An 18,477-nucleotide genomic window follows, 5' to 3' on the forward strand; every position below is an offset into this window, starting at 1 on the left:
GAGAACCCCGATGAAACTGTCCACCGCCTTGTTGACCGCCCTGGTGATGTCCATGCCCCTGGCCGCCCAGGCCTCCCGGCCCGACCATTCGGTATCGACCCAGACGTTGAGCAACTATCAGCGCATCGTGCAGGACCACGCCAGCCGGCAGAACCTGCCTGCGCCTGACATTGTCGAGTACCGGTATGGCATGAAGCTGGACGTCGCCCGCATCGTGTTCAAGTCGCCCTTGCAGAAAACCTGTGAAGTCGCCCCGCGCCTGATGATCTACAAGGACTCCAGAGGCGAACTCAACGCGCTGCAATACCGGGCCATGAGTGAGTGTCGCAGCAATTCATAAGCCCTTGACCCGCTCATTTGATGCTCAGCCGGGCTTTTTACGATACTCGTACTACGATTAACGCAATCGGGTGCAGGTGCATGCAGGTTTGCACCCGGGCCGTTGAACAATGCCACCATGGAGGAGCATCGTGTCGAGCCCGTTCATGCCCCTGGTCCTGAGCACCCTGATTCTGAGTGGTTGTGCCTACCAGAGCAGTGACCTGAATGCCACGAATTCACTGGCAGTCAACTCGCGTCTCGTGGGCATCTGGGCCCTGCAGCCGCTGCAGGACGGCACGGCCACCGTGGCCGAGTACCGCGCCGATGGCGCCTTGTTGTTGCACCCGTTCAATTGCAGGCACCCGCGTGCGCAACCGGTGCAAACCTTCGACTACCGGCTGGCCGAAGACGGGCAGACGATCCATGTCTCGTCACCCTTGGGCACCTACGAATTCAATGTCCTGTCCCTTTCGGCAGAACGCCTGCAACTGGTGCGTGAAGTGGGGCCTCGGCGGTTGACATTCGACTACCGCAAGGTCGACAGGATCGCGGCGTCATGCCCGCACGATCGTGCCCGGGGCACCGAACTGGCGCGACGCACGCCTTATCAGCCCGATGATTTTGTGCCGGCACCGACCTTGCCGGACCACCCCGACATGGGCCGCTACGTCGGCAAGTGGGCCGGGGCCGAAGACCAGATGCTGCTGGAAATCGTCCGTGACGCTAACGGCCGCTATTACCTGCTCAATGCCGGTGATGAAAACTGGCATCACCTGTTCAACGATGTCCGCTGGGTCGGCGATGAGCTGCATTTCCAGAGTTTTGCCTATTCCGACAACCCCTTGCTCTTTCGCCATCCGTTCCACAAGTCGAACAACACCATTGTCCTGCAACCCACCCCTGATGCCCGATTGCGCTACAGCTTTTTTCTCGATGGCCAGCGGGTCAGTGAAGTCATGACCCGGATCAACGACTGATCAGCGTACCCCGATCTCATCGAGCAGCCACTTCTTGAACACCTCCGAGGCCTCGTGCCGGGTGCGCCGCCTGGGGTACACCAGGTAATGCCCGATGTACTGGATCTCATGGGTCACGCTGCGCAGCGGCGCCACCAGGGTGCCGCTCTGCAATTCGCCTTCGGCCAGCAAGGTCGACTCCAGCACCACACCCATGCCGTTGACGGCCGCCGCGATGGCCATGGCGCTGCGGTCGAAGCGCAACGCGTAGTGATGGGGCGCGAACAGGTGGTTGGCCTCGAACCAGCCTTTCCATTGCAGCATCTGCACTTCGCACTGAATCAGGGTGTGCTGGTAGAGGTCTTGCGGGCTGCGAATGCGGGCAGCGATCTGCGGGCTGCACAGCGGCGTAAGGTGCTCGACGGCCAGCGGCACCTTTTCATTGAGGCTGCCCTTGGGTTCGCCGTAGACAATGTCCAGGTCGAAGTCGTCGTTCTCGAAGCGGGCGTATTCAGTGCTGGCCGAAAAGCGCAGGTCGATATTCGGGTGCGCAGCCACGAAACGCGCCAGGCGTGGCATCAGCCATTGCGTACCGAAGCTGGGGGCGGTGTGCAGGCGCAGCGGGGGTGGCTCGTCGGCATTGACCAGGGCAAAGCCGCGGTGCATTTCGTCCAGCCCGCGCTGCACATGCTCCAGCAGCAGGCGGCCGCGCACGGTGAGGTTCACCTCGCGAGTGGTGCGTTCGAACAGCACCAGGTCGATGGCGTCTTCGAGCTTGCGAATCGAGTGACTGACAGCGCTCGACGACAGGCCCAGCTCGTGTGCGGCCACGGCAAAGGAGCCGCTGCGCCCGGCCGCCTCAAACACGCGCAGCGATGACAATGGCACTTTGCGCAGTCGGGCTATTGATGAATTTTGTTCATTCATTATTGTAAAAATGCCTTTTGTAAGGGTGTAAACCTCAGTGATAGCGTGGCTCTACGTTCCGGCTTGAACTATTTGATGAATATTTAACATCAGTTCAGCACGGGGCCATTTCTATCGCAAGCAGGAAACCACAATGACAATAATTCCTTCAGGCGCCATTGCGCCCCCCGAGCCTCTTGCCGCGCTGGCTCATCACGCCTGGCGCATCCGGCGCTTTGCGCTGCGCATGGGTGAAGTCCAGGGCCAGGGCTACGTCGGCCAGGCACTGGGCTGGGCCGATGTGCTGGCGGTCGCCTACTGCCATGCCATGCAGCTGGACCCCGGTGATCCCACCTGGGAGGGCCGCGACCGTTTTTTGCTGTCCCACGGGCATTACGCCATTGCCTTGTACGCGGCATTGCTCGAAGCCGGCGTGATTGCCGAGGATGAGCTGGACAGCTACGGCGCCGATGACAGCCGGCTGCCGATGTCGGGCATGGCCACCTACACCCCGGGCATGGAAATGTCCGGGGGCTCGCTGGGCCAGGGCCTGGCCATCGGCGTCGGCATGGCACTGGGCCTGCGCATGAAGGGCAATCCGGCCTGGGTGTTCAATTCGATGTCCGACGGTGAGCTGGACGAGGGGGCAACCTGGGAAGCGGCCATGTCGGCGGCGCATCACAAACTGGGCAACCTGATTGCGCTGGTCGACCTGAACAAGCAGCAGGCCGATGGCAACTCCCACGAAGTCCTGGAATTCGAACCCCTGGTCGACAAGTGGCAAGCCTTTGGCTGGCACGTGCAGCGTGTCGATGGCAACGACTTGGCGGCCGTACTGGGTGCATTCGACACCGCGATGGCGGTGGCCGAGGCCCGGCCCCGGGTCATCCTCTTCGACACCTTGATGGGCAAGGGCGTGGACTTTCTCGAAACCCGCGAGAAAAACCACTTCATCCGCGTCGAGCCACACGAGTGGCAGGCGGCGCTGACGGCGCTGGACGCCCACTACGACCAAGGAGTGCACTGACATGGGCAGCGAAACCTTGCCAACGCCACGGCTGACCACTTCGGCGATGATTGCCTCGATTGCCAGCGAAGGACAGCGCACCGAAAGTGCGCCCTTCGGTCACGCACTGGTGGCCGCCGCCGAGCGCGATTCGCGCATCGTCGGCCTCAGTGCTGACTTGTCGAAATACACCGACCTGCACATCTTCGGCCGGGAGTTTCCCGAGCGACACGTGCAGATGGGCATGGCCGAGCAACTGTTGATGGCCGCCGCCGGTGGCCTGGCCAAGGAAGGCCTGGTGCCGTTCGCCACCACCTACGCGGTGTTTGCTACCCGGCGTGCCTATGACTTCATTCATCAGGTGATCGCCGAGGAGCACCTCAATGTAAAGATCTGCGCGGCCTTGCCCGGCCTGACCACCGGCTACGGCCCCAGCCACCAGGCCACCGATGACCTGGCCTTGATGCGCGCGATTCCGGGCCTGACCGTGATCGACCCGTGCGACGCGCTGGACACCGCCCAGGCCGTGGACGCCATCGCCCGCTACAACGGCCCGGTGTACATGCGCCTGCTACGTGGCAAGGTGCCGATGGTGCTGGACGAGTACGACTATCGGTTCGAACTGGGCAAGGCCAGCCTGCTGCGCGATGGCAAGGACGTGCTGATCATCGCCAGCGGCATCATGACCATGCGTGCCCTGGAAGTGGCCAAGGTGCTTGGCGATGGCAGTGCCGACGTCGCGGTGCTGCATGTGCCGACCATCAAGCCGCTCGACGAGGCGACCATTATCGAACAGTGCCGGCGCAGCGGCCGGCTGGTGATCGTGGCGGAAAACCACAGCACCGTCGGCGGGCTGGGCGAGAGCGTGGCCCTGGCCTTGCTCAAGGCCCGGGTGGCGCCCGAGTTCCGCCAGATCGCCTTGCCCGATGCCTTCCTGGACGCTGGTGCCTTGCCGACGCTGCATGATCGCTACGGGATTTCCACGGCCATCATGGCCGCCAACATTCGCCAGTGGCTCGGTTGAGGAGCGCCTTATGAACGTTGCATTCATTGGTCTGGGCGCCATTGGCCTGCCCATGGCCCTGCAAGTGAACAAGGCCGGCCACCGGGTGATTGGCATCGAGTTGCACGAGGCGGGACGTGCCCGCGCCCAGGCCGCAGGGCTTGAGGCCAGCGGCGACTGGCGTGCGGCGCAGGATGCGGCCGTGGTCGTGGTGATGGTCGCCACGCCGGCGCAACTTGAGGCCCTGGTGACGCAGTTCAGCGAGGTCCGTCAGGGCCAGCACTGGGTGATCATGAGCACCGTAGGGCCTGCGGCTGTGCGTGAGCAAGGGGCGCGGCTGGCGGCCATGGGCGTCAAGGTGATCGATGCACCGGTAACCGGCGGGGTGGCGCGGGCCAACACCGGCAGCCTGCTGATCTTTGCCTCGGGTACGCAAGCCGATATCGATGAGGTCGGGCCAGTGCTCGGTGCCATGGGCGAAGTCAGGGTCACCGGCAGCCATGTCGGGGACGGCCAGGCTATTAAAGTCGTCAACCAGCACCTGTGCTCGGTGCACCTGGTTGCCGCCGCCGAGGCGCTGAGCCTGGCCGGTGCACTGGGCCTGGACGCGGCCCAGGTGCTGGCACTGGTCGAGCGCGGGGCAGGTGGTTCATGGATGCTCTCGGACCGGGGGCCGCGCATGCTGCAGGGCACTGATGCGCAGGTCACCAGCATGGTCGACATCTTCGTCAAGGACAGCGGCCTGGTGGCCGAGGCGGCCCAGGCGTGCAAGGCCGCCGTACCGCTGCTGGACATCGCCCACCAGCGATTTTCCAGCGCCGCCCGTGCAGGCCTCGGCGCCCGCGACGACAGCCGCGTGATCGAGACCTGGGCGCTGCCGTAACAACGGTCCGGTAGGCGATCCGTCGTCGTGGCTTTTTTGTAGGAGCGACCAGCGGTCGCGAAGCGTCTGTTCGCGACCGCTGGTCGCTCCTGCGAGGTGGATTTCATATCCGATCATGAGTCAACAGGGCAGGCCCGGTCTGCCCACCCAGACAAAAACAATAAAGGCGGGTTTTTTATGAGTCATTCAGACAGCGCGGCGACCAGACCGCACGACAAGGCTTCGAAAGTCTCTTTTGCTTCGATGGTCGGTTCGGCGGTCGAAAGCTACGACTTCTTCATCTACGGCACGGCGGCGGCCGGCTGGTTCGGCTCGGTGTTCTTCCACACCACCGAGCCGATCGTCGGCATTCTTGCGGCCTTCGCCACCATGGCCGTGGGCTTTTTCATGCGTCCGCTGGGTGGCTACCTGGCAGGTCACTATGGTGACCGTATCGGGCGCAAGTCGGTGCTGCTGTGGTCGTTGCTGCTGATGGGCGGCGCGACGGTGCTGATCGGCGCGCTCCCGACTTATGAGCAGGCCGGGGTGATCGCCCCGATCCTGTTGATTCTATTGCGCATGATCCAGGGCATCGGCTTTGGCGCCGAGTGGGGCGGGGCGGTGTTGATGGCCTGCGAGCATGCTCCGCCGCATCGGCGCGGCTTCTTCGGTGCTGTGCCGCAGATCGGCATCCCGTTGGGGCTGCTGATGGCCAACGGCGCGTTCCTGCTGTCGGCCGCGTACCTGGAAGGCGACTGGATCTGGCGGGCACCGTTCCTGGCCTCGGTAGCGATGGTCGGTGTCGGCCTGTGGATTCGCATGGGCGTCAGCGAGTCGCCCGAGTTCGAAAAAATGAAGGCCGAGAACACCCTGATCAAGCAGCCGGCCCTGACCGTGATCCGCAATGACTGGCGCAAGATCCTGCAGATCGTCGGCCTGCGCCTGGCCGAAACCGGCGGCTATTACCTGGCAACCAGCTTCATGCTCTCGTATGTGTTGCTGGCGGGTGTGGCGACCCGGGAAAACGTGCTGTGGGGCACCCTGATCGGTTCGGCCCTGGGGCTGGGCAGCCACCTGTATTTCGGTGCCCTGAGTGACCGGATCGGGCGCAAGAAGGTGTTCCTGATCGGCTCACTGTTCACCATCGCCTTCGGTATCCCGCTGTTCCTGTTGATCAACACCGGTGTGGTGGCACTGATTGTAGTGGCGGTGGCGCTGTCCTTGCTGCTCAGCCATGACCCGATCTTTGCCGTGGAAGCCAGCTGGTTTACCGAGCAGTTCCCGCCCAATGTGCGTTCTTCCGGTATCTCGCTGGGGTATAACGGCGCCTCGCTGGTGGCCGGTGTCTTGCCCTTCATCGCCACCGGCCTGTTCGCGATGGTCGGCTGGATCGGGCCGGCCTTGTTGTTCAGCGCCCTGGGGGTGATCTCGACCGCCTGTGCCTTGCGCATGCCCGAGACGGCGCCAGCGGTGGTGGGCCAGGATCTGGTTCAGCCAGGCCTGGCGACATCGCCTCGCTGACCGTTACACGCCAGGTCCTGCCTGTGCGGACCTGGCGCGCCATGAGCCTTGCAAGCCTGATACTCTGCCGGCAACGTGCATCATGCCTACAGCGATGCACGTCATGAATGTTAGTGACCAAAATTATCATCGGTCACTTGTTGCCCTTTCACGATTGCCGGTAAGCTGCACACCATGAGCCAGACAGTCCCTTCCTCCGTTCCCGCACGCGGCCCGGCCGATCATGACGTTCGCGATCAGATCGTTGCCGCCGCCACCGAGCACTTCAGCCTGTATGGCTATGAAAAGACCACCGTGTCGGAATTGGCCCGGTCCATCGATTTTTCCAAGGCCTATATCTACAAGTTCTTCGAGTCCAAGCAGGCCATCGGCGAGATGATCTGCGCCCGCTGCCTGAGCGAGATCGAGGCCGAGGTGAGGGGCGCGGTCGAGCAGGCCCATACGCCGCCGGAGAAACTGCGGCGCCTGTTCGCGTCGGTGGTCCAGGCCAGCCTCAAGCTGTTTTCCCAAGAGCGCAAACTGTACGAAATCGCCACATCGGCAGCCACCGAGCGCTGGCCGGCAGCGATGGCCTACGAGGCACGGATTCGTGACCTGCTCAAGGACATCCTGCTCGCCGGCCGCCAGAGCGGCGATTTCGAGCGCAAGACGCCACTGGATGAACTGGTCATGGCGATCTACCTGGTGATCAGGCCTTACCTCAATCCGTTGCTGTTGCAGCATGGTTTCGACTACATCGAACACGCCCCGGCGCAGCTGTCGAGCCTGGTGCTGCGCAGTCTGTCACCCTGAAATGACGCGTTAGTGACTATTGACTAAATTGGTCACTAGACCCAAAGTGAGCGCCATCATCATTTTGGGCAGGACCGATCATGGCCGGGCGTCGCTTGTTTTCACTGTTTGTTCTCGGCGTCTTGCCGCTGGTGCTGGTCGGCTGCAGCGAGCAGACCCCGCCGGATGCGCGCACTGATGCACCGCTGGTGCGGGTCGTGACGGTCGAGCCGGCCACGTCGGCACCGCGTGCCTTTACCGGTATCGTCGCGGCGCGGGTGCAGAGTGACCTGGGCTTTCGGGTGGCCGGCAAGGTGCTGGAGCGACGGGTCGATACCGGGCAGCGGGTGCAGCGCGGCCAGGTGTTGATGCGCATCGACCCTTCGGACCTGCAACTGGCCGCCCAGGCACAACGCCAGGCGGTCACGGCCGCGCAGGCGCGGGCGCGGCAAACCACAGACGATGAACTTCGCTACCGCACCTTGCGCAGCAGCGGTGCGGTGTCGGCGTCCACCTACGATCAGGCAAGGGCTGCGGCCGATGCGGCCAAGGCTGACCTCAGCGCCGCCCAGGCGCAGGCCCAGGTGGCCTTCAATGCCACCGGTTACGCCCAGTTGCTGGCCGATGCCGACGGCGTGGTCATGGACACGCCGGTGGAACCTGGGCAGGTGGTCAGTGCCGGGCAGGTGGTGGTCCGCGTGGCCCATGCCGGTCCCCGTGAAGCGGTGATCCAGCTGCCGGAAACCCTGCGCCCGGCGCTCGGCTCCAGTGCCCAGGCCGTATTGTTCGGTAAACCGGGCGTCAGCGTGACGACTCGACTGCGGCAATTGTCGGACGTTGCCGAGCGCCAGACCCGTACCTTTGAAGCGCGTTATGTCCTGGAAGGTGAGCTGGCCGACGCGCCGCTGGGCACCACCATCACCGTAAACATTCCGGCAGCGGCCGCCGAGCCGGGGTCGCAGGTGCCGATCGGCGCACTGCACGACGCCGGCAAAGGGCCGGGGGTGTGGGTTATCCAGGGCGAGCCGGCCACGGTTCGCTGGCAGCCGGTCACGGTGGCGCACCTCGACGATGAAGGCGCGCGGGTGACCGGTGCGCTCAAGCCGGGTGAGCGCATTGTTGCGCTGGGGGCGCACCTGCTGCGCGAGGGGCAGTCGGTGCGGGTGGCGGTGCCTGTGCAAGCCACGACCGTGGCCGGAGCGCAACCATGAGCGAGGGACGGTTCAACCTGTCGGCGCTGGCGGTGCGGGAGCGCTCGATCACGCTGTTTTTTATTTTGCTGATCTCCCTGGCCGGGCTGCTGGCGTTCTTCAAGCTGGGACGGGCCGAGGACCCGGCCTTCACCGTCAAGGTGATGACGGTCATCACCGCCTGGCCCGGTGCGACGGCCGAGGAAATGCAGGACCAGGTTGCCGAAAAACTGGAAAAGCGCCTGCAGGAGCTGCGCTGGTATGAGCGGGCCGAGACTTACACCCGGCCGGGCCTGGCGTTCACCACCCTGACCTTGCTCGACAGCACGCCGCCGGCCGAGGTGCCGGATGAGTTTTACCAGGCGCGCAAAAAGATCAGTGACGAAGCGGCGAACCTGCCGCAAGGCGTGATCGGGCCGATGGTCAACGATGAGTACGCCGACGTCACCTTCGCGCTGTTCGCGCTCAAGGCCAAGGGTGAGGCCCAGCGCCTGCTGGTGCGCGATGCCGAGCGGCTGCGTCAGCAATTGCTGCACGTGCCGGGGGTCAAGAAGGTCAACATTGTCGGCGAGCAGCCCGAGCGCATCTTCATCGAGTTCTCCCATGAGCGCCTGGCCACGCTCGGCATCGGCCCGCAAGAAGTGTTTGCCGCGCTCAATGACCAGAATGCCCTGACAGCCGCCGGTTCCGTGGAAACCCGTGGGCCGCAGGTGTTCATTCGCCTGGACGGAGCGTTCGATCAACTGCAGAAGATCGGTGACACGCCCATCGTGGCCCAGGGCCGCACGCTAAAGCTTTCGGATGTTGCCAGTGTCAAGCGCGGCTATGAAGACCCGGCGACGTTCATGATCCGCAACGGCGGCGAGCCGGCCCTGCTGCTGGGCATCGTCATGCGCGACGGCTGGAACGGCCTGGACCTGGGCCAGGCACTGGACCATGAAGTGGGCGCGATCAACGCAGCGCTGCCGCTGGGCCTGAGCCTGACCAAAGTCACCGACCAGGCAGTCAATATCGACTCGGCGGTCGGCGAGTTCATGGTCAAGTTCTTTGTCGCGCTGCTGGTGGTGATGCTGGTGTGCTTCATCAGCATGGGCTGGCGCGTCGGTGTCGTGGTCGCCGCTGCCGTGCCCCTGACCCTGGCGCTGGTCTTTGTGGTGATGGCGGCCACCGGCAAGAATTTCGACCGTATCACGCTGGGTTCGCTGATCCTGGCACTGGGCCTGCTGGTGGACGATGCCATCATTGCCATCGAGATGATGGTAGTGAAGATGGAGGAGGGCTACAGCCGTATCAAGGCCTCGGCCTATGCCTGGAGTCATACCGCTGCGCCGATGCTGTCGGGCACCCTGGTGACGGCGGTGGGCTTCATGCCCAACGGCTTTGCCCGCTCTACGGCCGGTGAGTACACCAGCAACATGTTCTGGATCGTGGGCATTGCCCTGATCGCTTCGTGGCTGGTGGCGGTGCTGTTCACGCCGTACCTGGGCGTGCGCATGCTGCCGGACCTCAAGCCGGTCGAAGGCGGCCACCAGGCCCTGTATGACACGCCGCGCTTCAATCGTTTTCGGCGCGTGCTGGGCCGTGTGATTGCCCTCAAGGGGTGGGTCGCGGCGGCGGTCGTGGGGCTGTTCGTGGCCGCTGTGCTGGGCATGGGCATGGTCAAGAAGCAGTTCTTTCCCATCTCTGATCGCCCCGAGGTGCTGGTCGAGGTGCAGATGCCCTATGGCACCTCGATCGCACAGACCAGCGCCGCCTCAAGCGCCGTCGAAGCCTGGCTGGCCACGCAAGCGCAGGCGCAGATCGTCACGGCCTACATCGGCCAGGGGGCGCCGCGTTTCTACATGGCCATGGGACCCGAATTGCCCGACCCCTCGTTTGCCAAGATCGTGGTGCGTACTGGCAACGAGCACGAGCGCGAAGCCTTGAAGCACCGTTTGCGCAGGGCCATTGCCGATGGCCTGGCCGGTGAGGCGCAGGTGCGAGTGACCCAACTGGTGTTCGGCCCTTATTCGCCGTTCCCGGTGGCCTACCGGGTCAGCGGCCCTGACCCGGACCGGCTGCGTGAAATCGCCGCTTCGGTGCAGAAGATCATGGACGCCAGCCCGATGATGCGCACGGTCAACAGCGACTGGGGCAGTCGCGTGCCGACCTTGCATTTCACCTTGCAGCAGGACCGCTTGCAGGCCGTGGGGCTCAGTTCCAGCAGCGTCGCGCAGCAGTTGCAGTTCTTGCTCAACGGTGTGCCGATCACCGCCGTGCGCGAAGACATCCGCACCGTGCAAGTGATGGCCCGCTCCACGGGCGAGGGGCGTTTTGACCCGGCCAGGATCATGGACTTCACTCTGGCCGGCAGCAACGGCCAGCGCATTGCGCTGGCGCAGATCGGCGAGGTTGATGTGCGCATGGAAGAGCCCATCATGCGCCGGCGCGACCGGGTGCCGACCATGACCGTGCGTGGCGATATTGCCGAAGGCCTGCAGCCACCGGATGTGTCCAAGGCCATCACCGGCCAGTTGCAGCCGATCATTGAGCAGTTGCCTGCCGGTTATCGCATCGTTGAGGCCGGTGCCATCGAGGAGTCGGGCAAGGCGATGGCGGCGATGCTGCCGCTGTTCCCGATCATGCTGGCGCTGACCCTGATCATCCTGATCCTGCAGGTGCGCTCGATGTCGGCGATGATCATGGTGTTCCTGACCAGCCCGCTGGGGCTGATTGGCGTGGTGCCGACCCTGTTGCTGTTCCAGCAGCCGTTCGGCATCAATGCGCTGGTGGGGCTGATTGCGCTGTCGGGCATCCTGATGCGCAACACGCTGATCCTGATCGGTCAGATTCACCAGAACGAACAGGCCGGGCTGGCGCCCTTTGATGCGGTGGTCGAGGCCACGGTGCAGCGTGCCCGCCCGGTGATCCTCACGGCGCTGGCGGCGATCCTGGCCTTTATCCCGCTGACGCACTCGGTATTCTGGGGCACACTGGCCTACACCTTGATCGGCGGCACCCTGGCCGGTACGGTATTGACCCTGGTGTTCCTGCCGGCGATGTATGCGATCTGGTTCCGGATCCGACCGCCGCAGGGCACGCAGACCCCTGCAAACACAGGACATCTGTAGGAGCGCGCTTGCCCGCGACCGGCTGCGTCAGCAGTCGTAAAATTGCAGTGTTTCCGAAATTTTGGATGTGTTCGCAATCAAAAAATGCAGCGTTTCACACATTTTGCGAGCGCTACGCACTCGGTCGCGGGCAAGCGCGCTCCTACACGGGGGGTGTTTTCAGTCGGGCGCATCTGTCCGGTCCTCAGGAAGTGGAGCAATGACAATCAATGGACATTCGATTCTGCGGTAACAACACCTCAGGCAACCCCGCCGAGGGTATTTGCGACGAGTACCGCCTGAGCGCGATCGAACGCTTCGACGAACTGCTCGACGCCTGGCGCAAGCTGGGCGCCGAGCACCCCGGGCATCATATTTTGCTGTCGCTCGACGACCCCGGCCAGGCGCGCTACACCTCGGGCCATGTGCGCAATAACCTGTACCTGGACGAGGTGAAGCCACAAGACCTGGTGGGGCTGCCGGCCGAGTGCTTCGAAAAGGGTGAGCACATCGGCTACCTGACCACCAAGGCTGAATTCCCCATCTGCCTGCGCAACTTCATGGCCTTGGTAGCCGACGTGTCGTTTGCCGATGCCTGCGCGTTCGGCCTGACCCTCAGTGACGAGTCCTTGCAGGAATGGATCGACTATCAGGCGCAGCCCTTGTCGTTGCTGGACCAACCGCTGTTAGCCCTGGTGGTGCCAGTCGAACACGCCAGCCAGGCGCTGGCGGCTTTTCCCAACGGTTATTTCGAACCGGATCTTGGGCCTGCGCATAACCATGCGGTGGCGCAGCGGTTTTTTCTTCAGCACGGGTATGCGCTGTTGGGGGTGGGGGCATCCTACCTTGGCTTTGTGCGTGCAGAGCCGGCCAGTCCGGCCGTGGCCCAGGCGCTGGCCGAAGACCTGTGTGCGTTGTACAACACCGACGAAGCCCAGCGTCCGGCGCGCCTGGCGGCGTTTGCCGGGGCCATTATCGGTTGCTGCCACCTGTGGCTACGCTATACCGAATAGACCACGCCCTGACGGGGGCCTGAGAGGCCGGCCAGAACTTTTTTCAGGAGCTGCAATATGTCGACTTCACTGCGACGACCCGACCCCGCACCGCTGCTGGCACCCGGCGAAACCGTGGTGCTGTTCGACGGGGTGTGCAAATTGTGCAACGGCTGGGCGAAATTCCTGATTCGTCATGACCGCCACCGGCGCATCCGCCTGGCCACTGTACAATCCCCCGAAGGCCAGGCGCTGCTGGCCTGGGCCGGCTTGCCGATGGACCGCTTCGACACCATGGCAGTGATTCGCGACCGGCACTACTGGGTGCGCTCGGACGCGTTTCTCGAAGTGGTCCGCCAGCTTCCTGCGGCCTGGCCCTGGCTGGGCCTGCTGCGGGTCTTTCCACGGGCCGTGCGGGACTGGTGCTACGACCGCGTGGCGTTCAATCGCTACCGGATTTTCGGTCGCTACGACCAGTGCCTGTTGCCGACACCGGACCATGAGCAACGCTTTCTCAAGGCCCGATAGCGTTTCCACCGCCATCAATCGTGATGTTCGGCACCGACGAAGGTCAGCGAGGTGAACAGGCCACGCTTGGTGTAGTCGGCGTTGTCCTTGACTGGCACGCTGGTCTGCGCGGCGATCACGTTCAGGCCTTCATTGCGCACCACCACGGTGGCGCGGCCGTCGGCGTCGGTCTCGGTGCTGACGTCTTCCGGTGCGCTGCGGTAATCGCCCATCAGCTTGATGCCGGCGGCCGGCTTGCCGTCGAGCAGCACCTGCACAGGCAGGGCCTTGCCGACGCCGACTTCCAGCGGGTCGGCCTGCGGCACGATGACCAGCTTCAGGTGATCCAGCGCCGGCAGCTTCACGCCATGTTCATAGATGGCCAGGCTGTACTTGCGGGTCTGGATCGACTCGCCGCCACCGGTGACCTTGCTGCGTGGTTCGTTGAGCCACTTGTTTTCCGGGTTGCGGGTCCAGATGCCCAGGTCCAGTTCGGCAGCCACCGCTGCGGCAGGGCTGGCAGGCTTGAGGCGGGCGTGGTCGGCCAGGCGCTCGATGCTGACCTCAATCGGCTTGCCGGCCTGATCCCAGGCCCAGCCGCCGGTGACCTTTTCCGGCTTGTAGGCGGTGTCTTCGGCACCTTCGCCGAACACCACTTCGATATGGCCACGCCGCTGCTCGGTCCACAGTCCATGGGCACTGGCCTGGGTGGCGAACAACGTGGTAGCGAGCAGGCTCAAGGCCAGGAAGGAGGGGTTGATGCGCATGGTCGATCCTTGTAAATCAGAGGAGAAGGGCGGTTCAGGGCGCTTGTGATCCTGCTTACAAACGCTACTGATAATTCCTCTCATTTATCCTGATGTGCGGATGGTGGCACAACCTTTCTTTTGCCGGGGTTGTAACAGTTTTATACAGGGTATGTAGGAGCGCGCTTGCCGGTATGCCGGACCACCGCGACCGGCTGCGTTAGCAGTCGTAAAATTTCAGCGTTTCACAAATTTTTGCGAGCGCTGCGCACTCGGTCGCGGGCAAGCGCGCTCCTACCGGGCACCGGGTCAGTCGTGGTGTTCGGCACCCACGAAGGTCAGGGAGGTGAACAGCCCGCGTGCTTCGATGTCGGCGTTGTCCTTGACCGGCAGGGTGACTTCAGCGGCGATGATGTTCAGGCCTTCGTTACGCACCACCACTGTGGCGCGACCTTCGGCATCGGTCTCGGCGCTGACCTTGTCCGGTTCGCTGCGGTAGTCGCCGAACAGCTTGATGCCGGCGGCCGGCTTGCCGTCGATCAGCACTTGCACCGGCAGCGGCTTGCCCGGCCCGACTTCGAGCGGGTCGACCTGCGGCACGATGACCATCTTCAGTTTATCCAGCGCCGGCAGTTTGGCTTCGTGCTCGTAGATCGCCAGGCTGTACTTGAAGGTGTGGATCGACTCGGTGCCGCCTGGCACCTTGCTGCGGCCCTCATTGATCCACTTCTTGTCGGTGTTGCGCGTCCACATGCCGTTGTCCAGCGCCACGGCCATCACGGCTACCGGCTTGATCGGCTTGAGGCGCGCATGGTCGTCCAGGCGCTCGACGGTGACCGGTATCGACTTGCCGGCCGGGTCGTAGCCCCAGGCGCCGCTGACTTTCTGCGCCTTGAAGGCGTTGTCTTCGGGGCCGTGGCCGTAGACCACTTCGATGTTGCCACGACGTTGCTCGGTCCACAGACCGTGGGCGCTGGCCTGGCCGGCCAGCAGGGCCGCGCCGATGATGCTGAGGCTCAGCAGAGTAGGGGTAATGCGCATGTTGGATCCTTTATTGTTGTGTTTCAGAGGTTCAGGATGAGGCTGACGGTGAAGTTACGAGGTTCGCCGGGCGCAATCCAGTAATTGCTGTAGGAACGATCGTAATACTTCTCATCAAGGATATTATTTAGATTCAGGCCCACCGTGACGTTGTCGGTGGCCTTGTAATGGGCCAGCAGGTCGACGGTGTGGTAGGCCGGCAATTCAAAGCCAGTGCCCGCCTCGCCGGAGCGGTCGCCGACATAGGTGAACGCGGCGCCCACGTCCGAGCCACGCAGCCGGCCTTCCTGGAATTCATACACGCCCAGCACGCTGCCACTGCGTTTGGCCACGCCCAGGATACGGCTGCCTGTGGGGATGGTGCGGTCGCCCTTGGTCACTTCGGCGTCGATGTACGCCAGGGCACCGATCACCCGAAAGGCGTCGCTCAGTTGGCCGCTCACTTGCAGGTCCAGACCCTGGCTGCGGGCTTCGCCGATGGCGCGGCTGGTGTCGGTGCCCGGGTCCAGGGCCAGGACGTTTTCCTTCTCGATATGGAAGGCCGCCAACGTGGTGCTCAGGCGTTCATCGAACAGCTCGGCCTTGATGCCGGCTTCATAGCCGGTGCCTTCTTCAGGGTCGAAGCCTTTGCCGGCCGCATCCAGCCCGTTATTGGGCTTGAACGACGTCGAGGCGTTGGCGAACAGGCCCACCTGATCGGTGAGCTGGTAAAGAAGGCCGGCGCGCTGGGTAAAGGCGTCATGGCGCTGGGTCTGGCGGCTGTCGCCGGCGTAGTTATCGATCTGCTGGTCGAAGTGCTCGTAGCGTGCGCCGATCATGCCGCGCAGCTTGTCGGTGAAGATGATCTGGTCCTGCAGATTCAGTGCGCGGCTCTCGACGTGCTCGAAAAAGTCGGTGCCCGAACGGGCGCCGGCCGGCTTGGCCTGGCCGTACACCGGGTTATAGATATCGATGGCATAGGCGCTGCCGGCAAGGGTCGTGACCCGCTCGTTCTTGCGGTAGTTCTCGTACTCGGTGCCGATCAGCACTTCATGTTGCAGGCCTGCGGTGTCGAAGAAACCACGCAGCTCCAGTTGGGTGATGCTGTCATGCCAGTTTGTGTCACGCTCGCGGTAGCGGCGGTTGACGGTGCGGCCGTCGGCATTGAGCGGGCGGGACTCGCTGGCAAAACCGGACAGCTCGCCCTGCTTGTAATGGCTGGCCAGGCGCAGTGACCAGGTGTCGTTGAATTTATGGTCCAGCGCGGCCTGGATCAGGTTGTTGTCGTTGTCAATCTTGTCGTCGGGCTCGCCCAGGAAGGTCGAGCGCGAGACGCTGCCCAGACGGTTATTGGGGGCGACGATGCCGCGGTCGAAAATCGAATCGTGGCGTACGAACTCGGTCTGCACCAGCAAGGTGGTGTCCGGGGCCATTTCCCAGCGCAGCGACGGGGCCACAAAGACCCGGTGGCTTTCGACGTGATCACGAAAGCTGTGGTTGTCTTCCACCGCCAGGTTGACCCGCGAAAGCACCTTGCCGTCGGCATCCAGCGGGGTGTTGACGTCCAGGGCGGTGCGGTAGCGATCCCAGCTGCCGGCGCTGGTCTGCAGCGTAGTGAACGCTTCGGGTTGGGGCTGCTTGGTGACGATATTGACCGTACCGCCCGGATCACCGCGACCATACAGGCTGGCAGCCGGCCCCTTGAGCACTTCGATGCGCTCGACGTTGGCCGCATCCGGGGTGGCCGGGTAGCCGCGGTTGGCGCTGAAGCCGTCCTTGTAGAACTCCGAGGTGGTAAAGCCGCGAATGCTGTATTCGTACAGCGTCAGGCCGCCGAAATTGTTCTGCTTCGACACCCCGCCGGCGTAATCAAGCGCACGTTCCACCTGGCTGGTGCCCAGGTCCTTGAGCACCGACGCCGGGACCACGCTGATCGACTGCGGGATGTCCTTGATCGCCGTGTCGGTCTTGGTCGCGGTGGCCGAACGGGTCGCCCGATAGCCGCGCACCGGGCTGCTGGCGGTCTCGAAATCCTGATCGGCGGTGACGGTCACGGTATCGAGTTCGATAGGGGCGGCCGGATCGGCGGCATAAAGCGGTGCGCCAAGGACGCTCAGGGCGAAACCGGCCAGGGATGCGATTTTGCGGGACGACATGGGAGGTGATCCTGATAGTGATGGTTACAATATAACATCACTATCGGGAATTGTTGCTATCTGCATGCGCACACACGGAAAGCGCGCTCCGGTCCGTGTACGCTCAGTACACCAGGGCCACCTCGACCCCGGCAGGGGCGGCGTATTCGGCCATGCGCCGGCGTGACAGCTCGAAATGCGCGCGGACGATTTCGGCAGCGGCGTCAGGGTCGCGGCGCTCGATGGCTTCGATCATCTGGTCGTGCTGGTCACAGGCCAGTTCCAGGTCGCGTTGCATGTCGCCGGTGGTGGGGTGGCGGTAGAACGTCTTGCCCAGGCGGGCATGGTCGATCAGCAGCCGGCGCAGGCTGGGCATGAGGTAATCGTTGTGCGCCATCTTGCCGATTTCCAGATGGAACTGATCGTTGTAGATGATGCGCTTCTCGACATCGCGATCGACCAGGGCCTGGCGAAAGTTGCGCTGAATGGCCTTGAGCCCTTCGATTTCCGCCGCGCTGGCGTGCAGGGCCGCCAACTGCGTGGTGGCGATGTAGATCAGCGGGGCCGACAGGAAAAAGCTGTGCAGCGACTCATGGCTCATCGAGGCCACGCGCGGAGCGCGGTTGGCTTCAAGCTCGATATAACCTTCGGCCGCGACCTGGCGCAGCAGCTCACGCACCGGTGGGCGTGACAGGCCGAATTCGTCACACAGGGCCAACTCGTCAACGACCGCACCGGGGGCCAGTTCCATGCTCAGGATGCGCCGGCGCAGGGTGTCGCCCAATACCGCCTTGCGGTCCAGCGAGGCATCGGTAGCAGAGTGTTCCATCTCGGGCTGCGCCTTCGGTTTCAAGGCAGTCTTTATGCGGGTCATGAGCTCTTGTCTACATTGTGTATACGAAATAGTGGGATGTGCCGGACATTCTGTCTACAGGTATTTGTGCAGTGTCTTCAGTTGGGCTCTGGCCCTCTGCTGTGTCGATGTCATTTCGATGCAGCAACAAACGCATCAAATCTAATTTTTGTATACATAAAGAATACTTTTTGATTGACCCGGCCTGACAATAACAGGCAATGTCATCGGCACAGCAATGAGCGCTGTAGGGCACCTCTAAAAACTACCTGCGTTGTCATCGCTGTGTTAAAAACAGGCTCGAGCGCGAGTCCGATCGTGCGCGATCCCGGTCAAAATGCTCATTTACAACCTGTAAAGTCGGCCGCGACTCCGACCGTTTTTCGCCTGTTTTTGTGGGGCCGCCGTCGGTATTGCGCTGACTGCCTCGCCTACGTTTTTAGAGGCACCCTGTAGTCTCATGCACAGCGTTCAGGCATCTTCAAGGCGCGTTGACTGCGGCGGTGCGGGGTATGATGCCCCACAGCATATTGCCAACAAAAATATCGGGTGGCCGGACCGTTTATCAGCGGTCCGGTTTTCTATTTGAACAACAATAA

16 protein-coding genes are annotated in these 18,477 nt (G+C 63.2%); 11 read left to right on the forward strand and 5 right to left on the reverse strand.

The window, feature by feature from the left end:
- Positions 1-10: 10 nt before the first annotated feature.
- Both ASF84_RS08585 and ASF84_RS08590 read left to right on the forward strand, forming a co-directional pair.
- Positions 11-340: a DUF2790 domain-containing protein gene (locus tag ASF84_RS08585; protein WP_056837218.1), complete on the forward strand. Its 330-nt coding sequence runs from the start codon at positions 11-13 to the stop codon at positions 338-340.
- Between the two features lie 130 nt (positions 341-470).
- Complete coding sequence (locus ASF84_RS08590; RefSeq protein ID WP_056837220.1) at positions 471-1,298, forward strand: hypothetical protein; 828 nt, start codon at positions 471-473, stop codon at positions 1,296-1,298.
- Here the strand turns inward: ASF84_RS08590 and ASF84_RS08595 are convergent, their stop codons facing one another.
- Positions 1,299-2,204, reverse strand: a complete 906-nt coding sequence (locus ASF84_RS08595; protein ID WP_056837222.1) for a LysR substrate-binding domain-containing protein — start codon at positions 2,202-2,204, stop codon at positions 1,299-1,301.
- Positions 2,205-2,337: 133 nt separating this feature from the next.
- Between ASF84_RS08595 and ASF84_RS08600 the strand changes: the two genes are divergently transcribed.
- From ASF84_RS08600 to ASF84_RS08640, 9 genes are all read left to right on the forward strand, one after another.
- On the forward strand, positions 2,338-3,210 hold the full coding sequence (locus ASF84_RS08600) for a transketolase (RefSeq protein WP_056837224.1): 873 nt from the start codon (positions 2,338-2,340) through the stop codon (positions 3,208-3,210).
- A gap of 1 nt (position 3,211) precedes the next feature.
- Entirely contained in the window at positions 3,212-4,213 is a 1,002-nt protein-coding gene (locus tag ASF84_RS08605) for a transketolase family protein (RefSeq protein ID WP_056837226.1), read from the forward strand.
- A gap of 10 nt (positions 4,214-4,223) precedes the next feature.
- Positions 4,224-5,075, forward strand: coding sequence for an NAD(P)-dependent oxidoreductase (locus tag ASF84_RS08610; protein WP_056837228.1), 852 nt, complete (start codon positions 4,224-4,226; stop codon positions 5,073-5,075).
- A gap of 177 nt (positions 5,076-5,252) precedes the next feature.
- Entirely contained in the window at positions 5,253-6,575 is a 1,323-nt protein-coding gene (locus tag ASF84_RS08615) for an MFS transporter (protein ID WP_056837230.1), read from the forward strand.
- Between the two features lie 174 nt (positions 6,576-6,749).
- Positions 6,750-7,367: a TetR/AcrR family transcriptional regulator gene (locus ASF84_RS08620; protein WP_056837232.1), complete on the forward strand. Its 618-nt coding sequence runs from the start codon at positions 6,750-6,752 to the stop codon at positions 7,365-7,367.
- 80 nt (positions 7,368-7,447) lie between these two features.
- The gene (locus ASF84_RS08625) at positions 7,448-8,557 is read left to right on the forward strand and encodes an efflux RND transporter periplasmic adaptor subunit (RefSeq protein WP_056837234.1); all 1,110 of its coding nucleotides are present in this window, start codon (positions 7,448-7,450) and stop codon (positions 8,555-8,557) included.
- The gene (locus ASF84_RS08630) at positions 8,554-11,646 is read left to right on the forward strand and encodes an efflux RND transporter permease subunit (protein WP_056837236.1); all 3,093 of its coding nucleotides are present in this window, start codon (positions 8,554-8,556) and stop codon (positions 11,644-11,646) included. Before ASF84_RS08625 ends, ASF84_RS08630 begins: the two co-directional genes overlap by 4 nt.
- Before the next feature lie 209 nt (positions 11,647-11,855).
- A complete protein-coding gene (locus ASF84_RS08635) occupies positions 11,856-12,638 on the forward strand; it encodes a hypothetical protein (RefSeq protein ID WP_056837238.1) in 783 nt (260 codons plus the stop codon).
- 57 nt (positions 12,639-12,695) lie between these two features.
- Positions 12,696-13,145 (forward strand): thiol-disulfide oxidoreductase DCC family protein, encoded by a 450-nt coding sequence (locus tag ASF84_RS08640; protein WP_056837240.1) that lies wholly within the window; start codon positions 12,696-12,698, stop codon positions 13,143-13,145.
- Positions 13,146-13,159: 14 nt separating this feature from the next.
- On the opposite strand, the gene ASF84_RS08645 is transcribed toward ASF84_RS08640, so the two are convergent.
- The 4 genes from ASF84_RS08645 to ASF84_RS08660 all read right to left on the reverse strand — a co-directional run bounded on the left by ASF84_RS08645 (position 13,160) and on the right by ASF84_RS08660 (position 17,899).
- Positions 13,160-13,891: a DUF4198 domain-containing protein gene (locus ASF84_RS08645; RefSeq protein ID WP_056837241.1), complete on the reverse strand. Its 732-nt coding sequence runs from the start codon at positions 13,889-13,891 to the stop codon at positions 13,160-13,162.
- A 288-nt stretch (positions 13,892-14,179) separates the two neighbouring features.
- The gene (locus ASF84_RS08650; RefSeq protein WP_056837243.1) at positions 14,180-14,911 is read right to left on the reverse strand and encodes a DUF4198 domain-containing protein; all 732 of its coding nucleotides are present in this window, start codon (positions 14,909-14,911) and stop codon (positions 14,180-14,182) included.
- A gap of 23 nt (positions 14,912-14,934) precedes the next feature.
- Positions 14,935-17,046, reverse strand: a complete 2,112-nt coding sequence (locus tag ASF84_RS08655; RefSeq protein WP_056837245.1) for a TonB-dependent siderophore receptor — start codon at positions 17,044-17,046, stop codon at positions 14,935-14,937.
- Between the two features lie 103 nt (positions 17,047-17,149).
- Positions 17,150-17,899 (reverse strand): GntR family transcriptional regulator, encoded by a 750-nt coding sequence (locus ASF84_RS08660; protein WP_082481458.1) that lies wholly within the window; start codon positions 17,897-17,899, stop codon positions 17,150-17,152.
- Between the last annotated feature and the right edge of the window lie 578 nt (positions 17,900-18,477).

Origin of the sequence: Pseudomonas sp. Leaf127, from assembly GCF_001423155.1 — a bacterium.
In the GTDB taxonomy this organism is placed as follows: Bacteria; Pseudomonadota; Gammaproteobacteria; order Pseudomonadales; family Pseudomonadaceae; genus Aquipseudomonas; species Aquipseudomonas ovata.

Bases quoted from the DNA above. Each gene is read 5' to 3' on its own strand.
- ASF84_RS08655 (WP_056837245.1), bottom strand. From the start codon at position 17,046: ATGTCGTCCCGCAAAATCGCATCCCTGGCCGGTTTCGCCCTGAGCGTC.
- ASF84_RS08640 (WP_056837240.1), top strand. From the start codon at position 12,696: ATGTCGACTTCACTGCGACGACCCGACCCCGCACCGCTGCTGGCACCC.
- ASF84_RS08615 (WP_056837230.1), top strand. From the start codon at position 5,253: ATGAGTCATTCAGACAGCGCGGCGACCAGACCGCACGACAAGGCTTCG.
- ASF84_RS08600 (WP_056837224.1), top strand. From the start codon at position 2,338: ATGACAATAATTCCTTCAGGCGCCATTGCGCCCCCCGAGCCTCTTGCC.
- ASF84_RS08650 (WP_056837243.1), bottom strand. From the start codon at position 14,911: ATGCGCATTACCCCTACTCTGCTGAGCCTCAGCATCATCGGCGCGGCC.
- ASF84_RS08645 (WP_056837241.1), bottom strand. From the start codon at position 13,891: ATGCGCATCAACCCCTCCTTCCTGGCCTTGAGCCTGCTCGCTACCACG.
- ASF84_RS08605 (WP_056837226.1), top strand. From the start codon at position 3,212: ATGGGCAGCGAAACCTTGCCAACGCCACGGCTGACCACTTCGGCGATG.
- ASF84_RS08630 (WP_056837236.1), top strand. From the start codon at position 8,554: ATGAGCGAGGGACGGTTCAACCTGTCGGCGCTGGCGGTGCGGGAGCGC.
- ASF84_RS08635 (WP_056837238.1), top strand. From the start codon at position 11,856: ATGGACATTCGATTCTGCGGTAACAACACCTCAGGCAACCCCGCCGAG.
- ASF84_RS08585 (WP_056837218.1), top strand. From the start codon at position 11: ATGAAACTGTCCACCGCCTTGTTGACCGCCCTGGTGATGTCCATGCCC.
- ASF84_RS08660 (WP_082481458.1), bottom strand. From the start codon at position 17,899: ATGACCCGCATAAAGACTGCCTTGAAACCGAAGGCGCAGCCCGAGATG.
- ASF84_RS08620 (WP_056837232.1), top strand. From the start codon at position 6,750: ATGAGCCAGACAGTCCCTTCCTCCGTTCCCGCACGCGGCCCGGCCGAT.
- ASF84_RS08625 (WP_056837234.1), top strand. From the start codon at position 7,448: ATGGCCGGGCGTCGCTTGTTTTCACTGTTTGTTCTCGGCGTCTTGCCG.
- ASF84_RS08610 (WP_056837228.1), top strand. From the start codon at position 4,224: ATGAACGTTGCATTCATTGGTCTGGGCGCCATTGGCCTGCCCATGGCC.
- ASF84_RS08595 (WP_056837222.1), bottom strand. From the start codon at position 2,204: ATGAATGAACAAAATTCATCAATAGCCCGACTGCGCAAAGTGCCATTG.